A 21,057-nucleotide genomic window follows, 5' to 3' on the forward strand; every position below is an offset into this window, starting at 1 on the left:
TCACGGTCTATTGGACTTTGTAAGTATGCCTATTCGAGCTCTGCAAAAAGCGCTGATGACAAATATCGCTCCCCGGTATCCGGCAGAATAACGACGATTGTCTTCCCTTTATTCTCAGGTCGCTTTGCCAGTTGAACGGCTGCAAAGGCTGCGGCCCCAGACGAAATGCCGACGAGAAGCCCCTCGCTTTTGGCTAGTTGACGCGCCGTCTCCATCGCCTCTTCATTGCTAACAGTGAGGATTTCGTCCACAATGGCCCGGTTGAAGTTATCCGGCACAAAACCTGCGCCGATCCCTTGGATCTGATGCACACCACGTGTGCCGCCAGACAGCACGGGAGAATCTGCAGGTTCAACAGCCACAATTTGAACATCGGAATGTCGCTGCTTCAGAATCTCTCCTACCCCCGTAATCGTACCTCCTGAACCTACGCCTGCTACAAAAATATCAACTTTCCCACCTGTATCTCGCCAAATTTCTTCTGCGGTGGTCGTTCGATGAACCTCAGGGTTGGCTGGATTGCTGAACTGCTGCGGGATATAGGAATTGGGCAGCCCAGCAGCTAATTCCTTGGCTTTGCGAATAGCGCCCTGCATGCCTTCAGCAGCTGGTGTGAGCACAAGCTCTGCGCCAAGGGCTCTTACAATTTTGCGGCGTTCCTCACTGAACGAGTCCGGTAAAATAATGATCAACCGATAGCCTAAAGCTGCTGCAGCAAAAGCCAGACCTATGCCCGTATTCCCGCTCGTCGGCTCGATAATGACGGTATCCTGATTGATCTTCCCTTTGCGTTCTGCATCCTTCAGCATAGCAAAGCCAATGCGATCCTTTACACTGCCCGCCGGATTGAAATACTCCAGCTTCGCGACAATCCGAGCTTCAAGCTCTTGCCTTTTATTGAAATTCCAGAGCTCCAGCAACGGTGTATTTCCGATGAGTTCTGTTAAATTATTATATATTTTGGTCATGGAGGACCCTCGCTTTCGCAGGTGTAATATTAAACCGATACGTTTAGTTGGATATGTTTAAAGTATAGCACCTGTTTCGAAGGAACTTAAATCAATAATCCTGATGAAGAAGTGTGGTATTTTCTTATATTGCGGGATTTGCTATACTACAATTCAGAGACGAGGAACGTCCTTTTGCCAATGTGGCGAAAGGGCGTTTTTTTTATTTTAGCCAGAATCGGAGGTCGGAAGGAATGGAATTTGAACTAGCTCATCAAACTTTTATGAAGAAGCATACTGCACTTCGTAGCGGTGAAAGAAAAGGACGTCTCCTGCGGGGACATAACTATGCGGAGAAACTTTTTCTTCAGCAAGTCTGGTATCCGTTGTTTCAGCATTTTGACCATTTGCACCCTGAGTATGAGATCTACGATTGGAATCGAAAATCTCAGTTTATCGATTTTGCCTATTTAACTCCTTTCGGTCGTTTCGGGATTGAATGTGATGGTTTTCAAAGTCATGTGAAGGACATGGATCGGGAGAAGTTTAGCTACTCGTTGAATCGTGAAACTTTCTTGACGGGCATGGGCTGGAAAATGATCCATTTCTCCTTCGACGATATTCAGCATCGTCCTGATGTTTGTCGGATGCTGCTGCAGATGGTAATCGGCCCACGTATGATTCGCCATGGAGCGACGAACTTCTCTGCCATTATGGAAAAAGAAATGCTTAGACTGGCCTGGCAATTAGGCAGCCGGGTGAGGCCGAAGGATGTCATCGAACAGTTCGATGTCGATTTCCGAACCGCACGCAAACGGCTTCGAAATTTGGTCGACAAGGGCTATTTAACACCCGTTGTCCGCGGGGAGGATGTTCGATATTATGAGCTAAATCAGGTTTCGATGGAGCATTTGTGAGTAGTGTGTGCGATTAATTACCTTTTTCTGTTCTTTTTCTGTTCTTTTTCTGTTCTTTTCCCTCACCTAAGCCCGCCTCTTTCTCTCCTATCCCCTGCATTGCAAATACCTATCTCTTTGCCCAGCCTTCCCCATTGGATTTATCCAATGTACTTCTAAAATTGAGAGATGAAATGGGTGTTTCATTGGATTTATACAGTAGACAGCTCTGAAATAGTTTTATTTGGGGCTCGTTTCAGTTATTAGAGTGGATTTGTCCAATCAAAATTGATTTCTCTGGGGTAAAAACAGTATTGTACTGTATTTATCCAGTGGGGAGATCGATGGAGCTGCTGGGGGGAGCCAGTTGGGTAAGGTATTCTAGCTTGGCAGGCTGGTAGAGGCAGTTGCGGGAGGCTTTCTAGTTTGGCAGGCTGGTAGAGGCAGTTGCGGGAGGCTTTCTAGAGCGTGGCCTAACTGTAAGTGGGAAGATCCGCATATTAGGACGACCCTGGCGCGAACATATGGTACACTGATTTTCAGATGATAAAAATCATAAGAGCGCAAGGGGAATCGACAATGAAACTGGTATCTTGGAATGTAAATGGCTTGAGAGCCTGTGTGAATAAAGGATTTACGGATTACTTTAAAGAGGTGGATGCGGATCTCTTCTGCTTGCAAGAAACGAAGCTGCAGGAGGGGCAGATTGACCTCGATCTGGGAGACGGATATAAGCAATATTGGAACTATGCGGAGAAAAAAGGGTATTCCGGCACCGCCGTTTTCTCGAAAGTAGAGCCACTTTCTGTCCGATACGGTATCGAAGAAGACTCCGAGCCTGAAGGTCGCATCCTGACGTTAGAGTTCGAGAATTTCTACCTCGTGACTTTGTATACGCCCAATGCGAAGCGTGATCTATCCAGATTGCCCTATCGATTAGAGTGGGAGGATCGGTTCCGTGAGTATTTACGCGGATTGGATGCGGTTAAGCCTGTGCTGGTTTGCGGAGATTTGAACGTTGCCCATAACGAGATCGACTTAAAAAATGCCAAAGGCAACCACAACAACTCCGGCTTCACCCTCGAAGAGCGTGGCAAAATGACGGACTTGTTAGCAGCGGGCTTTCTCGATACGTTCCGGCACCTATACCCGGAGAGAACCGATGTGTATTCGTGGTGGTCCAATATGCCAGGCGTTCGTGCACGGAACGTGGGCTGGCGAATTGACTATTTCCTCGCGTCAGCGCGATTAGCACCTAAGATCACAGAGGCGTCCATTGCCTGTGATATTCTAGGGAGCGATCATTGTCCGGTGGTTTTGGAGTTAGAGTTAGAATTAGCCTAAGCACTTGGCACTTGGCTGATCCCAATCCCCGCCTTAAGGAGGAGCGACCGCTCCGACCTTGGTCGCTTCTGGAAATAACTCCCTGAATGGTAAAATCGAATCAATAAGAATTCGATGAGAGCTGTGAGGGATGCATAATGAAGAGAAACCGAAGACGACGACGGAATTGGGTGTTTGGTATTCTAGCTTTCCTAGCCATTGGGATCGCGGCTTATGCCTTGTTACTGTATGGCAACCCGGACGATATCAAAGATCAAGGCTTCGTTACCGAGAAAGGTACCATGCCTGATCTATGGTATACCGTTCTGTGGTTCCACGCTGTTTCTGGCGGCATTGCGCTCGGCATTGGTTGGCTGCAATTCATCAAGAGGCTTCGCCTCCGAACACCGAATGTCCATCGCGCGATTGGCTTTGCTTACGCAACGATGATTACGGTAGCAGGTGTGACTGGTCTCTACATGGCTTATTATACTAGCGGTGGTTTGAGCGCTCAGCTTGGCTTTGGAGCTCTATCTCTCATGTGGTTATACACACTGTACCAAAGCTTGAAAAGCATTATTGCTGATCGCAACCCACGCGCACACGGTCAATGGATGTTACGAAATTACGCACTGTCCTGCGCAGCAATTTCTCTCCGTGTTATGACGCCGCTCGCAGCTGTGTTCTGGGGTCTCACGGATACGAATGATACGTTCGGTGTTATTGCTTGGATCTGTTGGTTGCCGAATTTACTCCTAGCGGAGATGATCATTCGCGCTGGGATTGGCAGAATTTCAAAACCTTTAAACGCTTAGATTAGCATGATGCACATCAACCCCCTTCGTTTTAGAAAGGGGTATTTCCTCGTAATCCTCCTGTATACTATAAGAGAAGGAGTGATACGTCCGTGCTAGTGAAAATGAGGCAAGACATCTTCCATACTTCCGGCGACGAAGCACTTATAGCAGCCTGCTTCCAGCCAATCATTCAAGCTTATAAAGAGATTCAAACACGAGGTGAAGATTTCACCTCCGGGCTATTTCAAGAACTTTCACCAGGCCAACAGGCCTTGTTCGCCTTCCACGTCTATCATACCCATGCCATCAAATCACAGGCAGATTTCTATTGGTGGAGTGCCTATTTCCTAGCGCAGCCGGCGAGATGGTCGGGTCTACAAAGCGCGCTGCGCTTTTTTGAAGACAGCTCCACACTGTCTCTTGTTGAGCAAATGGAGTCGCTTCTCCGGAAACGAAATCACCCGAGGAATATCACCAACTTTGATATTTCTACAACGGATCTCGAGCAAGATCCCAAACTAATGTCGGAGGTCAGACCGCTATACGCAGATTTGCTAGATGCTGCAGAGATCACTCATCAAGGTATAGCGACCTACATCCGAAACTATCCTGATGCGTTTGTGACATTACGTTGATTCCGGGTTAGTTAACTGCGAAAAGTGAATGGATATTCCCATCCGGATCAGCGAAGAAGGCCGTTACGTGTCCCCATGACTTCACCTTTGGCTCCATAATCGCCGTAGCCCCTTTGGAGATGTACTCCTTATAAAGAGCATGCACGTCTTCTGGTGAGTCACATTGAAAATTAAACTCAAAGGCTTGCCCTTTGCGCTCTTCCAAAAACGAAGGATGACCATTCGTATTATCCGCCATGAGGGGAGTCGTGAAAATGGCTAGACGAACGCCGCTATTGTCGAATTCAACATAATCCGCTTCTTCCACCACAATTCGAAAACCAAGCACTTCCCGATAAAAACGAGCTAGTCGTGCAACATCCTTTGATAACATCGTGATGCCTTCTAATTGAATTCTCATCGTGCAATCCCACCGTTTCTTGTCTATTTCCTAAAATTGTAACACGCACGCCTATATAGGATCAAGTGTTCTCATTCCATAAAGATCATGCGGCCGTGTCAGCTGATTAACTGGAAAAACGCCATCTAATTTGACGTTAAACTCCTATTTATCCGCGATTGATGGAAAACGTACAGTTAATTCTTCCCATTCTTCGTTTTCGACGGAAAGCCCTGAAATTAACTGTATGTGATCCAGTAAGTGAGCCCAAGCTCACGATGCTGAGGATCTCGCTTCTAATACGGCAACTCATGCCCCTCTAAGTAAGCCTTCAAATTCTCCAACGACATGGCATACCCCTCTTCGGTCGGCTTCGCCTGCTCTTGGGTCTCATAGCCCGTTTCGGTGATCGTCACACGTGTGCCGTCACCTTCCTCCACAGTGAGAAATGTCGTGATCATCTCCGAATCTGGTACACTAAACTCCCAACGCAACGCGAAGCGTTCCAGAGGCTCCACCGCCTCAATGGTTGCTCGCAAGGTGACAATCTCCGTCCCTTCATGGTACTCGTTCGGTGCATGGTGGAAGTAAACCTCAGCCCCCGGCGAAAGCTCCAGGACGTCCCATGGCGAGCCTGGCGAGTACCACTCCGTAAGCTGCTCGCCTTCCGTTACCGCTTGCCATGCTCGCTCCAGCGAAGCCTGAATCCAAATACATTGGACAACTGTAAACTGTTCCATACTAACCTCTCCTCCTATAAATTCTGCTCAGTTACCCCCGTCGCCGGGTCAAACGTCAGCATTTTCGTGCCGATTTTATCAATAAAGAACCGATCGTGGCTGACCGTAATGACTGCACCAGGGAAATGAATCAGAGCCTGCTCCATGACTTGAATACTCATCAGATCGAGATGGTTCGTCGGCTCATCCAAGATGATGACCGCGGCGCCGGAGAGGAGACACTTCGCTAGCGCGACCCGCGCCTTCTGACCGCCGGACAAGTTGCCAATAAACTTGCTGAGGTCCATCTCCGAAAATTGCAACATGGCGAGGAATTTGTTCACCTTTTTCCGCGGCGCATCCAGTCCGAGACCGTACGTATTCACCGCATGGCTAACGGTATCCTTCGGATTAAGCTCTTCCCACATCCGGTTAAAATACGCGTAGCTGACGCCTTTCTCCCAGATCACCTCGCCGGACTCCGGCTTCTCCTGTCCCGTAAGCACCTTGATGAGCGTGGATTTCCCGCTTCCGTTCGGGCCTACGATGACTAGGCGGTCTTCCTTTTGAATATCGAAGCTGACGTTCTCAAAGATGGTCCTATCCTCGTAGGTCTGACCGATCGTTTTCACCTCGCACAGCTTGTCCGGAAACCGCAGACGCTCATAAATATCCGTGATCAGGACGTTGACGGGGTGCGGTTCAATCCGTTTTTTGTTATCGGCTAGCTGGCGTGAGAGACGGTCCTTGGACATTTTTTTGCTGGCGCGGCTTTCGATAGCCTCCGACTCCATGAGGAGCAGCTCTTCTTCCCACTCAAATTGACGGTCGAGCTCCTTTTTGCGCATCTTCTTTTTGCGGATATAGTCGGTATAATTCCCCTCATAATCTTGAAAGCGATAGTTCTCGATCTCGATCACTTGCGTGACGACCTTGTCAATAAATTCCCGGTCATGAGAAATCAGAATCATCGCGCCTTTGAACCGATACAGCCACTGCTCCAACCAAGCGATCCCTTCGATATCTAAGTAATTGGTCGGCTCGTCCAGCAGGACAACATCAGGTTGCTCTATGAGCATTTTGGCAAGCGCAGCACGATTTCTCCAGCCCCCGGACAATTCATCGACAGGCTGATGACGCGACCGCTCATTAAATCCAAGCTTCGTTAGAACGGTGTTGATCTCTACAGAAACGTTCCATCCGTCCAAATGTTCCATTTGCTCAAATAGCTCAGCTTGCCTCGTCAGCAGCTTATCCATCTCGCCGTCATCCGTGACCGTACCGAGCTTCTCACCAACTTCCTGCAACTCGCGTTCGATCAACGCAACCTGCTCAAAGCACATTTCCAACTCCTGCTGAACGGACAAGCTTCCGGTCATTTCCGAGAATTGCGAGAAATACCCTATTTTAACCAAAGGATCAACTTCTATCTTGCCTGATGTAGGCTCTTCTTTCCCCATGATCAGCCTAAAAACCGTCGATTTCCCCGCACCATTCCGTCCAATTAAGCCAATTCGCTCACCTTGACTCACTTTAAAATAAATATCGCGAAAAATCATCGCGTCCTCATATTTCTTCGTAACATTCTCCAATCGAATTACACTCATGGCTATCCCCTTTGACCTGCATCATTCATTCTAGGCTGATTATATCATGTTTGCGATCAAGACATTTTTAATTAAATGGTGTATTGTACAGTTGACTTCATGTATGGTATACGTTACATTGTGTATATAATACTTTACTAAAAGTAAAAATGAACATACAGGAGGCATGAAAAAAAATGTCCTATCAAGAGAAAAAGCATATCGTCTCATTTATAAGCACGGTGTTCATTTTTGGTTTCTATTGTTGGTATGTCTTTCAAAAGGTTCAGGATACGAATATGGATACGACGGAAACTCTCCGCTTTTGGGCCGCAGCTATCTTAATCTTAATCCCGGTATCCATTGTAGCTAAAATCATTATTGCTATTATTTTCAATATCATTTATCGCATTACGACCAAAGAATTGGAGCCTTCTTTCTCCGATGAACTCGACAAATTAATTGATCTGAAAGCGACAAGAAATTCGCATTATGCCTTTACGCTTGGCTTCCTTTTAGCCATGGGATCGTTGGTAATGGATATGACACCTGCCACGATGTTCATCATTCTGATCTTCTCAGGGTTCTTGTCAGAAATGGCCGGTGTATTCACGCAGCTCTATCATTATCGGAAAGGAGTTTAAGATGGGCAAAAGTCTGATCAGCAATCACATAAGGAAATTACGATTTAATCAGGATGAAATGACGCAACAGCAGTTGGCAGACAAAGTTGGGGTAACCAGACAAACCATCGTCGCCCTCGAACAGGGCAAATACTCCCCTTCTTTGGAATTAGCTTTTCGTATTGCACGTGCCTTCAAGTTACCGTTGGAGGATGTTTTCTTTATCGAGGATGAGCAGGTGTGAGAAAGATCAATTTCAATCCAGGAGGGGTTCCCATGAGAGCGATTGTATGTACCACCTACGGGTCACCTGATGTGCTTCAACTGAAAGAGGTAGATAAGCCAGAACCCAAAGACAATGAAGTAAGGATTAAACTGCACGCGGCCATTGTCACCCCTTCGGATTGCGCTTTTCGCAAGGCTGACCCTTTCATCATCCGATTGATGTATGGTCTGCACAGACCCAAATATACGATACTCGGCGTGGAGTTCGCAGGTGAAATTGATGCAGTGGGTAAAAGCGTCACGGCCTTCCAAGTTGGCGATCGCGTTTCTGGAATAAGTCCGACTACTTTCGGGGCCTATGCGGAGTACGTCTGTCTGCCTGAAGCTGGCACACTGGCTAAACTTCCAGTTCACGCGAGCTATGAAGAGGCTGCTGGTCTCTGTGATGGCGGCTTAACAGCATTGATATTTCTCCGAGATACGGCACGACTTCAACGGGGACACAAGATCTTGATCAACGGCGCCTCCGGATCCGTAGGGGCTTACGCGGTACAACTGGCGAAGTACTTCGGAGCAGAAGTGACGGGTGTGTGCAGTTCCACGAATGCCTCATTCGTGAAGTCGCTGGGGGCGGATCAGGTTATTGATTATACGCAGGAGGATTTTACAAAAAACGGCCGAACTTACGATGTTATTTTCGATGCTGTAGGCAAACGTTCATTCACACAATGTAGAGGCTCGCTCTCTGCAAAAGGTGTCTATCTCACGACCGTTCCATCGCTGGGCATTATGCTTCAGATGCTATGGACATCTAAGATCGGCAGCAAAAAAGCCAAATTCACAACTTCGGGTTTACAGCAGAAGAAAGAGAATCTCGCGTTTCTCGCGGAGCTTTTTGAGATGGGTCACATGAAAGCCGTGATTGATAGACGCTATCCGTTAGAACAGATGGTTGAGGCTCATTCGTATGTGGAAACAGGGCGTAAGAAGGGGAATGTGATTATTACGTTTGGTGGGCAATCCCTCACTCCAAATTCGCATACAAATGCTGCGTATACTCCTTAATGATCGCAGTCACTTCAACATCCTTCTTCGTAATTCGCCAGAGATAGTTCGGGTATTTTTTATATTTCCCAATCGGTATCGTGACGACCCCGTTTTTGAATTTCTCCGGCATCGTATTCACGATGTAATCCGTTGCGATGGTGATGGCATTACCGCGGCTAACCATTTGCATGATGGCTTGGGTGTTATTCGTCGTTAATGCAATTCGGTTGCCAGAGTCTCCTGCAATCAATTCCGCTGCAACCCTCTCAATATAAGCATCTTTATAAATAACCAATACTTCATTATGTAATTCGGAGCTTGTTATCGCTGTTAAAAACCGTAAAGGGGATTGCTTATTCACCACAATGACCGCTTCCCCGCGAATCACAGGCTCCCACGTGAAGGAGTCGTCTTGACTCTCCCGTGACAAGGAGACGAACCCCATATCCGCTTCCCCCTTCATCACCTGATTCATAACCGCTGTATTATCGCCCTCCAAAAGTTGAACATTAATATGAGGATAGATCCCCATAAAGGTAATCGTGGTGTCCGTTACCAACGAAACCATGCCAGGTATGGTGGCGATTACGATATTTCCTGTGTTGATTCGATTGGACTTGGAGAGCTCATTTCTCATATTTCGTACGTTAGTTAGTATGGTACGTGCATATTTCATAGCTTTAAACCCATCCTGTGTAAGAGCAATCCCTTTTTTGGAACGGGTAAAAAGCGTAGCTTCTAATTCATTCTCTAGTTGACTGATGGATTGACTGACGGCGGGTACGGTAATTCCGTGCTTTTTGGCCGTTTCTGTAAACGAACCCGACTCCGCCGAATCAACGAAATATTGGAGCTGTATAATATTCAATGTCTCTCATCCTTAACTATTTGTTTAGGTAAATAAATTAAACTTAAATATATTTTATCATTTGTTAGTGGTATTATACAGTAATCCTATTCACATTGCCGAGTCACCTTAGATGGAGTCTTACATCTTTCGAATAATTGCTTGAAAAAAGGGAACATCATTAACGACGATTGTCACACGTAAAGGAGCATTGCAATTGAAAAAAAACATTTTAAACGTATTTGCATCTGAATTTCGCCGCTTTATTAGGAACCCTATGATGATCATTACTTTCGTAGCTGTCGCCTTAGTTCCTATTTTATATAGTGGATTCTTGCTAAAAGGAACTTGGGACCCCTACGGCCAATTGGAGAAACTCCCTATCGCCGTCGTCAATTTGGATCAGGGTGCTGATTTTGAAGGCGAGTCACGAAATGTAGGCAATGAGTTTATCGATGAGCTGAAGGAAAACAACAGCTTTTCGTGGGGGTTTATGAGTGCAGAAGAAGCTGCACAGGGAATGAGAAATAACCATTATTACGCGACTATCACGGTTCCCCCAACCTTTTCAACGGATGCCGCATCGATTACAAGCACGACACCGAAACAGGCGGAAATCATATTCGAATCAAACAGTTATTACAACTTTGTTGCCGGTCAAATCGGAGAAAGCGCAACGAAGGAGTTAAAAAATAAATTATCCAAAACGCTGACAGAAGCCTATTCAACGAGTATTCTCTCCGAATTCGAAACCATTTCGAACGGGCTCAGCGAAGCAGGAAAAGGTGCCTCCGATCTTCAGGCTGGCGCACAGACCTTAAGTGACGGGATTCATGAGGTGAAAACCAATTTAGTTATTCTTGCAGATGGCACCAAGCAATTGGACGACAGTGCTGGCTTGTTGCAAAAAGGGGCCGGCAGCCTAAGCGCAGGCGCATTGGAAGTAAGCAAAGGTGCCGCTACTCTTGCTGGCGGGGTGAGCCAATTGCAAAACGCAGGCGCTCAGCTGGAACAAGGTGCTCAAAAATCAGCAGCAGGCGCATCTTCCCTAGTCTCGGGATTGCAAGCTTCCCAAACGGGAGCCGATCAATTGGCCTCCGGCTTAGCCTCATCTTCCAAAGGAAGCACACAATTAGTAGAAGGCCTTACGTCAGCCCTAAGCGCATCTGATAAATTGGAAGACGGCTCCGCGCAGCTCGCCTCAGGTCTTGAAGCATTCGTCGCGGCGCATCCTGACCTCGCCTCGAATGGGGCAGTAGCTAAGCTCCTTGCAGCCAGCAAGGATGTCGCAGAAGGAAACAAGAAGCTGCATGACGCGGAGAAGAAACTCCTCACAGGAGGGCAGGCTGTCGCTTCGGGCACGGAAAAGCTTGTCACTGGTGCCGAGAAGCTCCGTGACGGCAACAAGCAACTCGTTGCGGGTGCAACGCAACTGCAGACAGGTGGGCAGCAATTGGCTGATGGCTTGCACACCTTCAATGCGAATTTGCCACAGCTATCCGCTGGTGGCATCAAGCTGCAAAGCGGCGCGGCGCAAGTCAGCACTGGAGCTGGAGATCTGGCCAGCGGCATGACGCAAATGACCGCGGGTATCCACAAAGTAGCCAGCGGTGCGGCGCAACTAAATGAAGGAGCGACTGCGCTTGACGCTGGTGCACCGAAGTTGGTGGATGGCAGCGGACAACTGGCTGCGAAATTGAACGATGCCGCGAAGCAAACCGCAGCCGTCAAAGCGGATGACAATACGATCAAAATGCTGGCAGAGCCCGTGAAGATTACGGCCAATGATGACCGCAAGGTTGCGATCTACGCGAACGGAATTGCTCCTTACTTCATATCCATGGCGTTATTTGCAGGCTCTCTGGTGTTCACGACCATCTATGCAGCCAGAAGCACATCCACGCCAGGGGCACGGGGGCTTCGATTACTGGTAAGCAAGCTGCTTACTTTTAGTCTAATGAGTACTTTCCAAGCTTTGATTGCAACGACCGTCCTCACCTATGTGCTAGATTTGAAGGTCCAGAGTGTTCCCTTGTTCTATGTCTTTACCTTCGTCGTCGGCTTAACCTTCATGCTGATTATCCAAATGTTCGTCACATGGCTGGATCAACCAGGTCGCTTCGTTGTTCTGCTGCTGATGATTCTTCAATTAGCTTCAAGCGCTGGGACCTATCCGCTGGAGTTGCTGCCCAATTGGGCTCAAGCCCTTCATCCTTGGCTGCCAATGACCTATGCGATTCAAGGATTCCGGTATGTCATTTCCAGTGGTCAGTACACGGACATGTGGCATCAAGTGGGCTACTTGAGTATCTACCTTGTCGGCTCCTTGATTCTAACCAGTGTTTACTTTCTTACACGTAAAAAGACGGAAAGTACTGACGATGAACATGAGCAGTTGATGCCTGTTACGGTTTGAATAAATACAAAAGGCTAGGAGTCCCCATTTGGGTGATTCTTAGCCCTTTTTGTTTTTTTATAGGTACTCATAATCTATTGAGGAGCGACTTTCCATTAGTTTCTAATAAAAATCGCCAAAAACCAACAAAAAACTCCCGACATATGATACGATTTGTGTATCTAATGAACTATCCACGGGTCTGGAATAGCTTTTTGTAGGAGAGATGCATATATGAAAAAGTTAAAGATTTTTATAAGTATTTGTTTACTGTCTAGCACTTTGCCAACATCGGTATTGGCCAGCTATACACTGGATCAAGACACTAATGGCGTTGATATTGCGGATGTGGTGAAAGCCATTCAAGATCCACAAACAATGCGTACGATTACAGGGAAAAATATATTTGATCAAGCCGATATACGAAATCTCTTAAGACAAATTCAGTCTAGTAATAAGGAAGCAAGTCTTGGGACAATCACAGGCTTCGTCACGGATGAGAACAGTGCTGCGGTTAATAAGGCTGAGATCAATATTGAAGGAACCAGTTTGCACATGCAGACGAATGAATTGGGTTATTTTCAATTCAACGATGTCCCTATTACTTATCAGACGAAAGTTGAAGTTACAAAGGAAGGTTATGCCGCGGCTTCATCAGAGGTATTTAATATATTGAGTGGGGACACTCGCAACTTGAGCAATTTGATTTTGAGAAAAATCCCTACCTACGGTTCCGTTTCTGGTTACGTGTATGGACCTGACAGTTTGGGTCTGGCGTCAGCAATTGTTACAGTCGATAGTCTCTCCACACCTATGATTGTGCTTACAAATTCTAGCGGTTATTTCAACTTGAGCGAAGTGCCAACCGGCCACCACAACCTTACCGTAACAAAGGACACCTACTCGCAAGCCAGACAAGACTTTCATGTAACAAATGGCAGCTTAACGACGATACCTACTCTTCAGCTTGCTAAAGTAGTTAGTCCACAGCTGACCGGAAGTATTCGAGGTGTCGTTACGTCAGCCACTGGTCAAAACTTAAGTAAAGCTTTCGTTAGCGTAACTGGAACTACCTATTCAACCTCGACAGATAATAACGGGTCATTTACCCTTACCCACCTCCCCTTGGGAATAACTGCACTTCATGTAATAAAAGAAGGTTTCCAACCTATAGATATCCAAGGTATTACCGTTTCAGAAACTGTATATGATACAGGAACAATCCGGCTATCTCCTATCGTGATTAAAGGCAGTATTTCAGGCAAGGTGACTTCTGTGTATGGCGGTAATTTGCCAGCGATACACATCACTATTCTAGAAAACAACACGGTGCTAGAAACCGATGCCAATGGTGATTTTTCGATCAACAACTTGCCAGTCGGCGACTATACGCTACAGTTTTCTTCTCCTAACTATGTCGGTGATGTCCGAACGGTAACGGTTTCACACAATGAAGTTAGTTCAGTTCCAGTAATCCTCACTCCTATTAAAGGCATTGTAAAAGGAACGGTTATTGATGAGGATAGCCACTTTGTTGTTGGTGCAACTGTTTCGCTTGATGGCGTTTCAGCAACTACCAATACTAGTGGAGAATTTACGTTCAACGATGTTACGGCGCGCAGCGGTGCAGCACTCAGCATCACGAAAGCTACCTACGAAACGGTGGCGGTGCCTGCCTTTGATTTAGCTACAGGTCAAATCAAGGATCTGAGCAGTGTGACCATCAAGAAAGCCAAAGGTTCTATTTCAGGCAAGGTGACTTCTGTGTATGGCGGTAATTTGCCAGCGATACACATCACTATTCTAGAAACAAATGCCATGTTTGAAACCGATGCAAATGGCGATTTTACCATCAACAACTTACCGATCGGCGACTATACACTACAATTTTCTTCCGCGGACTACTTGAGTAATGTCAGAACAGTGACAGTCTCACAAAATGAGATTAGCTCAGTTCCACTAAGCCTCACGCCTGTTAAAGGCATTGTAAAAGGAACGGTTATTGATGAGGGTGGCCATTTCGTTGTAGGTGCAACTGTTTCGTTAGATGGCGTTTCAGCAACCACCAATGCGAGTGGGGAATTTACCTTCAATGATGTTACGGAGCGCATTGGTGCAACACTTGTCGTCACGAAAGCTACTTACGAGACAGTGACCGTGCCTGACTTTGATATAGCTACAGGTCAAATCAAGGATCTGGGCAGTGTGACCATCAAGAAATCCAAAGGCAGTATTTCAGGAAGTGTTGCTTTGCCATTCGGTGGCAATCTAGCATCCGCACTAATCACACTAACAGAGACTAATCGACCGATTGAAATTGCTGTAGATGGGCGTTTTGCAATTAGTGACCTGCCAGTAGGCGACTATACACTTCACGTTTCCGCAGAGAATTATGTCGGACAAAGCTTGACCGTGACGGTCACGAGAAACGAGAATACTCCAGTTACCGTAAGCCTCACTCCGATCACGAGTAGTGTAAAAGGAACGTTAATTGATGAGGAAGGCAATTCCGTAAGCGAAGCCTTAGTCTCACTCGATGGCGTTGCCACAAGCACCAATGCGACTGGACAATTTACGTTCGAAGGTATTATTCCACGGAATGATGCACAGATAGAGATCACGAAAGCAAACTATGAGACTGTATATTTACTTCCTTTTAACCTAACAGCAGGTGAAACAAGGATTCTTAGCGATTTGGTCATCAAGAAATCCAAAGGCAGTATTTCAGGAAGAGTTGCTTTGCCGTTCGGTGGCAATCTAGCATCCGCACTAATCACACTAACAGAGACTAATCGACCGATTGAAATCGCTGTAGATGGGCGTTTTGCAATTAGTGACCTGCCAGTAGGCGACTATACACTTCACGTTTCCGCAGAGAATTATGTCGGACAAAGCTTGACCGTGACGGTCACGAGAAACGAGAATACTCCAGTTACCGTAAGCCTCACTCCGAACGCAAGTATTGTAAAAGGGACGTTGGTTGATGAGGAAGGCAATTCCGTAAGCGAAGCCCTAGTCTCACTCGATGGCGTTTCCACAAGCACCAATGCGGCTGGACAATTTACGTTCGAAGGTATTATTCCACGGAATGATGCACAGATAGAGATCACGAAAGCAAACTATGAGACTGTATATTTGCTTCCTTTTAACCTATCCCCAGGTGAAACCAAGGATCTTCGCGATCTGATAATTAAGAAATCTAAAGGCAGTATCTCAGGAAGTGTTGCTTTGCCGTTCGGTGGCAATCTAGCATCTGCACTAATCACACTAACAGAAACTAATCGACCGGTTGAAATCGCTGTAGATGGGCATTTTGCAATTAGGGACCTGCCAGTAGGCGACTATACACTTCATGTTTCCGCGGAGAATTATGTGGGACAAAGCTTGACGGTGACGGTCACGAGAAACGAGATTACTCCAGTTACCGTAAGCCTCACCCCGATCACGAGTGGTGTAAAAGGAACGTTAGTTGATGAGGAAGGCAATTCCGTAAGTGAAGCCCTAGTCTCACTCGATGGCGTTTCCACAAGCACCAATGCGGCTGGGGAATTTAGGTTCGACGATGTTACACCTCGGAACGATGCACAGCTAGAGGTCACGAAAGACAACTATGAGACTGTATATTTGCTTCCATTTAATTTATCACCAGGTGAATCCAAAGTGCTTAGCGATTTGGTCATCAAGAAATCCAAAGGCAGTATTTCAGGAAGTGTTGCTTTGCCATTCGGTGGCAATCTAGCATCCGCACTAATCACACTAACAGAGACTAATCGACCGGTTGAAATCGATGCAGATGGGCATTTTGTCATTAGTGACCTGCCAGTAGGCGACTATACACTTCATGTTTCCGCGGAGAATTATGTGGGACAAAGCTTGACGGTGACGGTCACGAGAAACGAGATTACTCCAGTTACCGTAAGCCTCACTCCGAACGCAAGTATTGTAAAAGGGACGTTAGTTGACGAGGAAGGAAATTTCGTTAGCGGGGCCCTGGTCTCACTCGATGGCGTTTCCACAAGCACCAATGAGAATGGAGAATTTACATTCAACGATGTTACGCCTCGGAACGATGCACAGCTAGAGGTCACGAAAGACAACTATGAGACTGTACATTTGCTTCCTTTTAACCTATCCCCAGGTGAAACCAAGGATCTTCGCGATCTGATAATTAAGAAATCTAAAGGCAGTATCTCAGGAAATATTACATTGCCGTTCGGTGGGAATCTAGCATCTGCAATAATTACAATAGCAGAAACTAATCGTACGTTTGAAACCGATGAAGATGGGCATTTTGCGATTAGTGACCTGCCTGTAGGTGACTATACACTTCAGGTTTCTGCGGAGAACTACATGGGACAAAGTTTGACGATAACGGTCACGAGAAACGAGAATACGCCTGTTACCGTAAGCCTCACTCCGATCACGAGTAGTGTAAAAGGAACGTTAATTGATGAGGAAGGCAATTCCGTAAGCGAAGCCCTAGTCTCACTCGATGGCGTTTCCACAAGCACCAATGCGACTGGACAATTTACGTTCGACGATGTTACGCCTCGGAACGATGCACAGCTAGAGGTCACGAAAGACAACTATGAGACTGTATATTTGCTTCCATTTAATTTATCACCAGGTGAAAGCAAGGATTTTGGCAATCTTATCATGCAAAAACTCCGAGGTAGCATAATCGGAAGCATTACTTCTACTACTGGCAGCAGCTTAGCATCCGTACAAATCCGTGTTAAAGGAACCGAAACAACGGCATATACAGATGCATCTGGCAATTTTACAATCAATAACCTCCCACTGGGCAGCTACACCCTACAGATTTCAGCTGATAACTACATAGGCCAAGATATCTCCGTGACGGTCACGCAAAATGAGAGTTCGCCGGTATCGGTGAGCCTCACGCATCAAACGGCTAATGTTCAGGGCTACGCCAGATCCACTACTGGTGAGATCATCACGTATACACAAGCTACAATTCCAGGGACTAGCTACACGGCTTATGTGAACGAAAGCGGTCAATTCACATTTTATAATCTGCCTGTGGGATATACGATTCAAGAGATCGCCATTGTAGACTACCAGCCTAAACTTCCGCTAACTGCGATGACAGTTGCACCAAATCTTAACAGTATCGGTACAATTGAGTTTCAACCAGTTGGAACAATAACAGGTGTTGTTCGAGCTAGCGATGCAACCAATAATAATCCCATGTTAGCTAATGTAAGTGTCACTTTGTGGGCAATTGGCGGTAGCTATTCGCAAACAGTCACGTCAGATGCCGAAGGTACATTCAGCTTTTCAAATATCCCTGCAAATGCAAGTTATACCCTTACTACTGAAAAGTCGGGATATATTTTGTATCCGATGCAGCCGTTCACTGTTTCTAAGGGTCAAAATTATAAATATCTTTACTTGCAACAAGGTGTAGCAGTAACTAACGAAACCCAGCTACTAGCGGCATATGCGGATACTAGCGTTCCTTATATTTTATTACTCAATGATATCCATCTAACGGCATCGTTCAATTTCAACCGACCTATCTCGCTCGGAGGGGTATCCGTTTCTAATTCCAACATCAAGCTATCTTCTCCTAATTTTTCAATTTCATCTCCTGGTGTCGGGTGGAGTGGATTAGATATGTATTGTGACGTTGGCAGTGACGAAATGAAACTTCGAGCAGCACTCTACAGCTTCGTAGGGGCAATTAATTTAAACAGCCTAGGAAATTATGATGGATTTATTAAAATAGTACCTCAGAAGAATTACTTTATCACGGATGGTACAAGCGATCTTACTGCGTTTGTAAATAACGCCGAAGGATTAGGAAATGCACTTGCTAATCCAAATGTTTCAATAATTTATGTAGCTGAAAATATCTATTCCTACGGTAATTTAAATCTTCCAAACCGATCGATTCACTTTACTAGTCAATCGGAGAAAACAATTCAAAAAGATAGTTACTCCAACGCTAGCCAAGTACAACTGACGAACGTCAGATTATTGCCAGAGCACGATACGGTACCACCTACCCTTACCGCTGTCTCCACTGGTGACGTGGAGCTTGATCTACAAGATGTCAAGGCCACTTTGAATGAAGCCGCCACGCTTTATTTAGTGCCAGAGGGAACAACACGCATATTAGCGGAGATTACCTCTCACGCAGTAACAAACGTGTTTGCCTCAACTGACGGGCAAGCTACGTTGAAGTTAGCATCAGTCCCTCCAGGTGACTATGTGCTGTATGCCGTTGATAGCACAGGGAATATCTCAGTACCGTCTGCCGTAATCAATGTTCATAAATCCTTATCAAAGGTCTTGTCGGATATCCGCTATGGATTAGAGATAGCTAACATGACTTGGATAACCAAATATGATTTCATCCGTGCAGGGCTTCAAAATATAGACGGGGCTCAGATCGAGTTGTATCAATTTGCTCTTAATATGGATAAGGACGCACTGCTTTCAGCCTCAAGCGATCAAGATTTTGTTGCAAAAATGCAAGGTTGGATAGATGTTGCGAATACCGCGCCAGTGATTCAGCGAGCGTTAATGTCAGGCATTTTTAGCACTTACAATTGGGCAGTGCTCAACAATAACGCTGAAACCATTCTCAGTGCTTATCAACTAACTGGCATTTCCTCCGCCTCGCAACTTGCTGTAGCAGAGCATTTCATGGAGCTTGAGTTCCAGCGCGGCAATTATAAGCTTTTGAATAGAACAGCGATTCAAGAGGCAATTAATGACAGCTTACCTTCACCTGAATTATCTAACTGGGCAGGAACACCTATTCAACAAGGACTTGGAACGAAGCATGTAGCTCTTCGTTTGAGTATCAAAAACACTAAAGGGATTTCGTTAAAAGGCTACACAGCCAACGATCTCACAGTTAAGATAAACGGTGAAGAAACAAGTCTAAGTGATAGCGAGATTTTCCCTTCGTTTGTATACGATAATGTCAGCAGCTCCTATCAAATCGTGTTTGCTGGCGAAGAGAGCTCGACAACGTATACCCTTTCGGATCTTTCTCTTAGAGGAGTAGTCATCCAAGCAGAAGAATTATCCGTAACTACTCCAGATTTAGGGATTCCGGTTACATCGATTGGAATCAGTATTTATACGAACTCTAATCGTATACCCACCAATAGTTCCAGTACAGTCAGCCTAAACATTGCACCTAATAATGCGACGAATAAAGACATCGTCTGGAGCATTGAGCCAAGTGGGATTGCAACTATTTCCCAAGAGGGCTACCTGAATGTTACGGGCACAGGGCATTTCACACTCACAGCAAAGAACGCGTTATACGGGATAAGTCAAACACTAGAGTTGGAAGCCGTAGATAGTGGATCTGCGCTGGGTGCCGTTCAAGCATACGCAGCAAGCGGAGGAACTGCCTCCTTAACTTTGGACGATTTGAAAAACACGTGTGTCGGTAATATCGTGGATACGGCTTTCGAAAACTACAAAAGAGCAATCGTAGCCAAACGCGCGGAATTCGTCGGCTTACAGAACTATCAAATTTCAAATTTACTAGGAGACATTATTAGGGAGTACACCTCCACTGCATCTCTTAACCAAGCGCTCTACGCTTATGTCGATAATTATCCTACGGCTTGGGATGCAATGAATTTAGAAAATTTAATAGCGAATGGCGTTTATCATGCGGATGCTACCAACGTACAGTATGTAAAACAAGTGATCTTGGATGTGTTTATGGAAGATGGCGGACCACTCGGTCGCACACAATTGAATACTTTGCTCTCTAAGGTGCCTAGCTTCTCCATTAGAGATTATAATCCAACTGTTTATGCCACTCAAATGATTAGCCAGCATTTAAAAAGTGACGGATCCAATGTTGTCTTAACATTCAAGGTTGCTAATTTATACAACGAAGGGAATACGGGCCTTACTTCGCAGGATGTGAAAGCAATCGTTGGTGGGGAGACTAGAGGTTTAAACGACTCTGCATTGTTCTCGAACTTCCTAAATCTTGGAGGCGGAGTTTATAGCTTTGAAGTCTTGCAATCGGCTTTGGCAACTCCTTTATGGATCGATGCATTAAAGGTTCGAGTTGGTTACTCGTATATTCCGATTGCAACTGAGATTTCAGTAAGTAGACAAGCCGCTTTGATCGAGCATTCCGTGGCTAATCATACACTGAACATTGTGGATGAACTGTTATTTACTGCAGGCAATCTGCCAAGCATACTTGGACTTAACTTTATCCAACTTTCTAACAACTTGGAGTCGGCCTACACAGCTCATGGTAATGTACTCACAGAAGGTTCGATCCGCCGAATAATTAATGGCATGCGTGTCATAGCATCTTATCATCAAACACAATCAGCGAGCACAGACACTTACAGTCTCGCATTTGACCAAGACATAACTGGAAACTTGTTCTATTCTGTAACCGCACGTAACCTAAACGGTTACCTAGGTAGGTACAGTACGGGCTATTCCACCAATGTGTATGATTTCTCATTTGGACATACGTCAACTTTCCCAGTTGTTCTCACCTACATAGCCGATGCAGCCGAGAAACTGAGATACAGCAGAGATAATTCAGTCGTGCCTGATTTTGAAATTATATTTACGAATCCATCTTCATAAAACAAATGCAAAAATCCCACTC

At 45.8% G+C, this 21,057-nt stretch carries 14 protein-coding genes; 9 read left to right on the forward strand and 5 right to left on the reverse strand.

Annotated elements, in window-relative coordinates; genetic code table 11:
* Positions 1–29 precede the first annotated feature (29 nt).
* Positions 30–968 carry a cysteine synthase A gene (gene cysK, locus L6I86_RS23695; protein ID WP_236290889.1) on the reverse strand — a complete coding sequence of 313 codons (939 nt, stop codon included), beginning with the start codon at positions 966–968 and terminating at the stop codon, positions 30–32.
* A gap of 263 nt (positions 969–1,231) precedes the next feature.
* On the opposite strand from cysK, the gene L6I86_RS23700 reads away from it, so the two are divergent.
* The 4 genes from L6I86_RS23700 to L6I86_RS23715 all read left to right on the forward strand — a co-directional run bounded on the left by L6I86_RS23700 (position 1,232) and on the right by L6I86_RS23715 (position 4,598).
* Positions 1,232–1,864, forward strand: coding sequence for a hypothetical protein (locus L6I86_RS23700; RefSeq protein WP_420851920.1), 633 nt, complete (start codon positions 1,232–1,234; stop codon positions 1,862–1,864).
* Positions 1,865–2,422: 558 nt separating this feature from the next.
* The gene (locus L6I86_RS23705; RefSeq protein ID WP_236290891.1) at positions 2,423–3,187 is read left to right on the forward strand and encodes an exodeoxyribonuclease III; all 765 of its coding nucleotides are present in this window, start codon (positions 2,423–2,425) and stop codon (positions 3,185–3,187) included.
* Positions 3,188–3,324: 137 nt separating this feature from the next.
* A complete protein-coding gene (locus L6I86_RS23710) occupies positions 3,325–3,981 on the forward strand; it encodes a DUF2306 domain-containing protein (protein ID WP_236290892.1) in 657 nt (218 codons plus the stop codon).
* Positions 3,982–4,073: 92 nt separating this feature from the next.
* Positions 4,074–4,598 (forward strand): hypothetical protein, encoded by a 525-nt coding sequence (locus L6I86_RS23715; protein WP_236290893.1) that lies wholly within the window; start codon positions 4,074–4,076, stop codon positions 4,596–4,598.
* Between the two features lie 7 nt (positions 4,599–4,605).
* Here the strand turns inward: L6I86_RS23715 and L6I86_RS23720 are convergent, their stop codons facing one another.
* The 3 genes from L6I86_RS23720 to L6I86_RS23730 all read right to left on the reverse strand — a co-directional run bounded on the left by L6I86_RS23720 (position 4,606) and on the right by L6I86_RS23730 (position 7,303).
* The gene (locus tag L6I86_RS23720; protein WP_236290894.1) at positions 4,606–4,998 is read right to left on the reverse strand and encodes a VOC family protein; all 393 of its coding nucleotides are present in this window, start codon (positions 4,996–4,998) and stop codon (positions 4,606–4,608) included.
* Between the two features lie 275 nt (positions 4,999–5,273).
* Positions 5,274–5,717, reverse strand: coding sequence for an SRPBCC family protein (locus L6I86_RS23725; RefSeq protein WP_236290895.1), 444 nt, complete (start codon positions 5,715–5,717; stop codon positions 5,274–5,276).
* Between the two features lie 14 nt (positions 5,718–5,731).
* Entirely contained in the window at positions 5,732–7,303 is a 1,572-nt protein-coding gene (locus tag L6I86_RS23730) for an ABC-F family ATP-binding cassette domain-containing protein (RefSeq protein ID WP_236290896.1), read from the reverse strand.
* Positions 7,304–7,479: 176 nt separating this feature from the next.
* Between L6I86_RS23730 and L6I86_RS23735 the strand changes: the two genes are divergently transcribed.
* Genes L6I86_RS23735 through L6I86_RS23745 form a run of 3 tightly spaced genes read left to right on the forward strand, consistent with a single transcriptional unit; the run spans position 7,480 to position 9,195 of the window.
* A complete protein-coding gene (locus tag L6I86_RS23735) occupies positions 7,480–7,926 on the forward strand; it encodes a hypothetical protein (protein ID WP_236290897.1) in 447 nt (148 codons plus the stop codon).
* A 1-nt stretch (position 7,927) separates the two neighbouring features.
* Positions 7,928–8,149, forward strand: a complete 222-nt coding sequence (locus L6I86_RS23740; protein ID WP_236290898.1) for a helix-turn-helix transcriptional regulator — start codon at positions 7,928–7,930, stop codon at positions 8,147–8,149.
* Between the two features lie 32 nt (positions 8,150–8,181).
* A complete protein-coding gene (locus L6I86_RS23745; protein ID WP_236290899.1) occupies positions 8,182–9,195 on the forward strand; it encodes an NAD(P)-dependent alcohol dehydrogenase in 1,014 nt (337 codons plus the stop codon).
* Here L6I86_RS23745 and L6I86_RS23750 read toward each other — a convergent pair.
* On the reverse strand, positions 9,155–10,045 hold the full coding sequence (locus L6I86_RS23750; protein ID WP_236290900.1) for a LysR family transcriptional regulator: 891 nt from the start codon (positions 10,043–10,045) through the stop codon (positions 9,155–9,157). The two genes, L6I86_RS23745 and L6I86_RS23750, sit on opposite strands and share 41 nt — an antisense overlap.
* A 196-nt stretch (positions 10,046–10,241) precedes the next feature.
* Here L6I86_RS23750 and L6I86_RS23755 point away from each other — a divergent pair, with 196 nt between their 5' ends.
* On the forward strand, positions 10,242–12,440 hold the full coding sequence (locus L6I86_RS23755) for a YhgE/Pip family protein (RefSeq protein WP_236290901.1): 2,199 nt from the start codon (positions 10,242–10,244) through the stop codon (positions 12,438–12,440).
* A 213-nt stretch (positions 12,441–12,653) separates the two neighbouring features.
* Positions 12,654–21,035 (forward strand): beta-sandwich domain-containing protein, encoded by an 8,382-nt coding sequence (locus L6I86_RS23760; RefSeq protein ID WP_236290902.1) that lies wholly within the window; start codon positions 12,654–12,656, stop codon positions 21,033–21,035.
* The last annotated feature ends 22 nt before the right edge of the window (positions 21,036–21,057 follow it).

It is taken from the genome of Paenibacillus allorhizoplanae (assembly GCF_927798215.1).
GTDB classification, from domain to species: domain Bacteria; phylum Bacillota; class Bacilli; order Paenibacillales; family NBRC-103111; genus Paenibacillus_E; species Paenibacillus_E allorhizoplanae.

Coding starts and splice junctions, on each gene's coding strand:
- L6I86_RS23700 (WP_420851920.1), top strand. CDS start 1,232: ATGAAGAAGCATACTGCACTTCGTAGCGGTGAAAGAAAAGGACGTCTC.
- L6I86_RS23730 (WP_236290896.1), bottom strand. CDS start 7,303: ATGAGTGTAATTCGATTGGAGAATGTTACGAAGAAATATGAGGACGCG.
- L6I86_RS23725 (WP_236290895.1), bottom strand. CDS start 5,717: ATGGAACAGTTTACAGTTGTCCAATGTATTTGGATTCAGGCTTCGCTG.
- L6I86_RS23740 (WP_236290898.1), top strand. CDS start 7,928: ATGGGCAAAAGTCTGATCAGCAATCACATAAGGAAATTACGATTTAAT.
- cysK (WP_236290889.1), bottom strand. CDS start 968: ATGACCAAAATATATAATAATTTAACAGAACTCATCGGAAATACACCG.
- L6I86_RS23720 (WP_236290894.1), bottom strand. CDS start 4,998: ATGAGAATTCAATTAGAAGGCATCACGATGTTATCAAAGGATGTTGCA.
- L6I86_RS23760 (WP_236290902.1), top strand. CDS start 12,654: ATGAAAAAGTTAAAGATTTTTATAAGTATTTGTTTACTGTCTAGCACT.
- L6I86_RS23705 (WP_236290891.1), top strand. CDS start 2,423: ATGAAACTGGTATCTTGGAATGTAAATGGCTTGAGAGCCTGTGTGAAT.
- L6I86_RS23735 (WP_236290897.1), top strand. CDS start 7,480: ATGTCCTATCAAGAGAAAAAGCATATCGTCTCATTTATAAGCACGGTG.
- L6I86_RS23745 (WP_236290899.1), top strand. CDS start 8,182: ATGAGAGCGATTGTATGTACCACCTACGGGTCACCTGATGTGCTTCAA.
- L6I86_RS23710 (WP_236290892.1), top strand. CDS start 3,325: ATGAAGAGAAACCGAAGACGACGACGGAATTGGGTGTTTGGTATTCTA.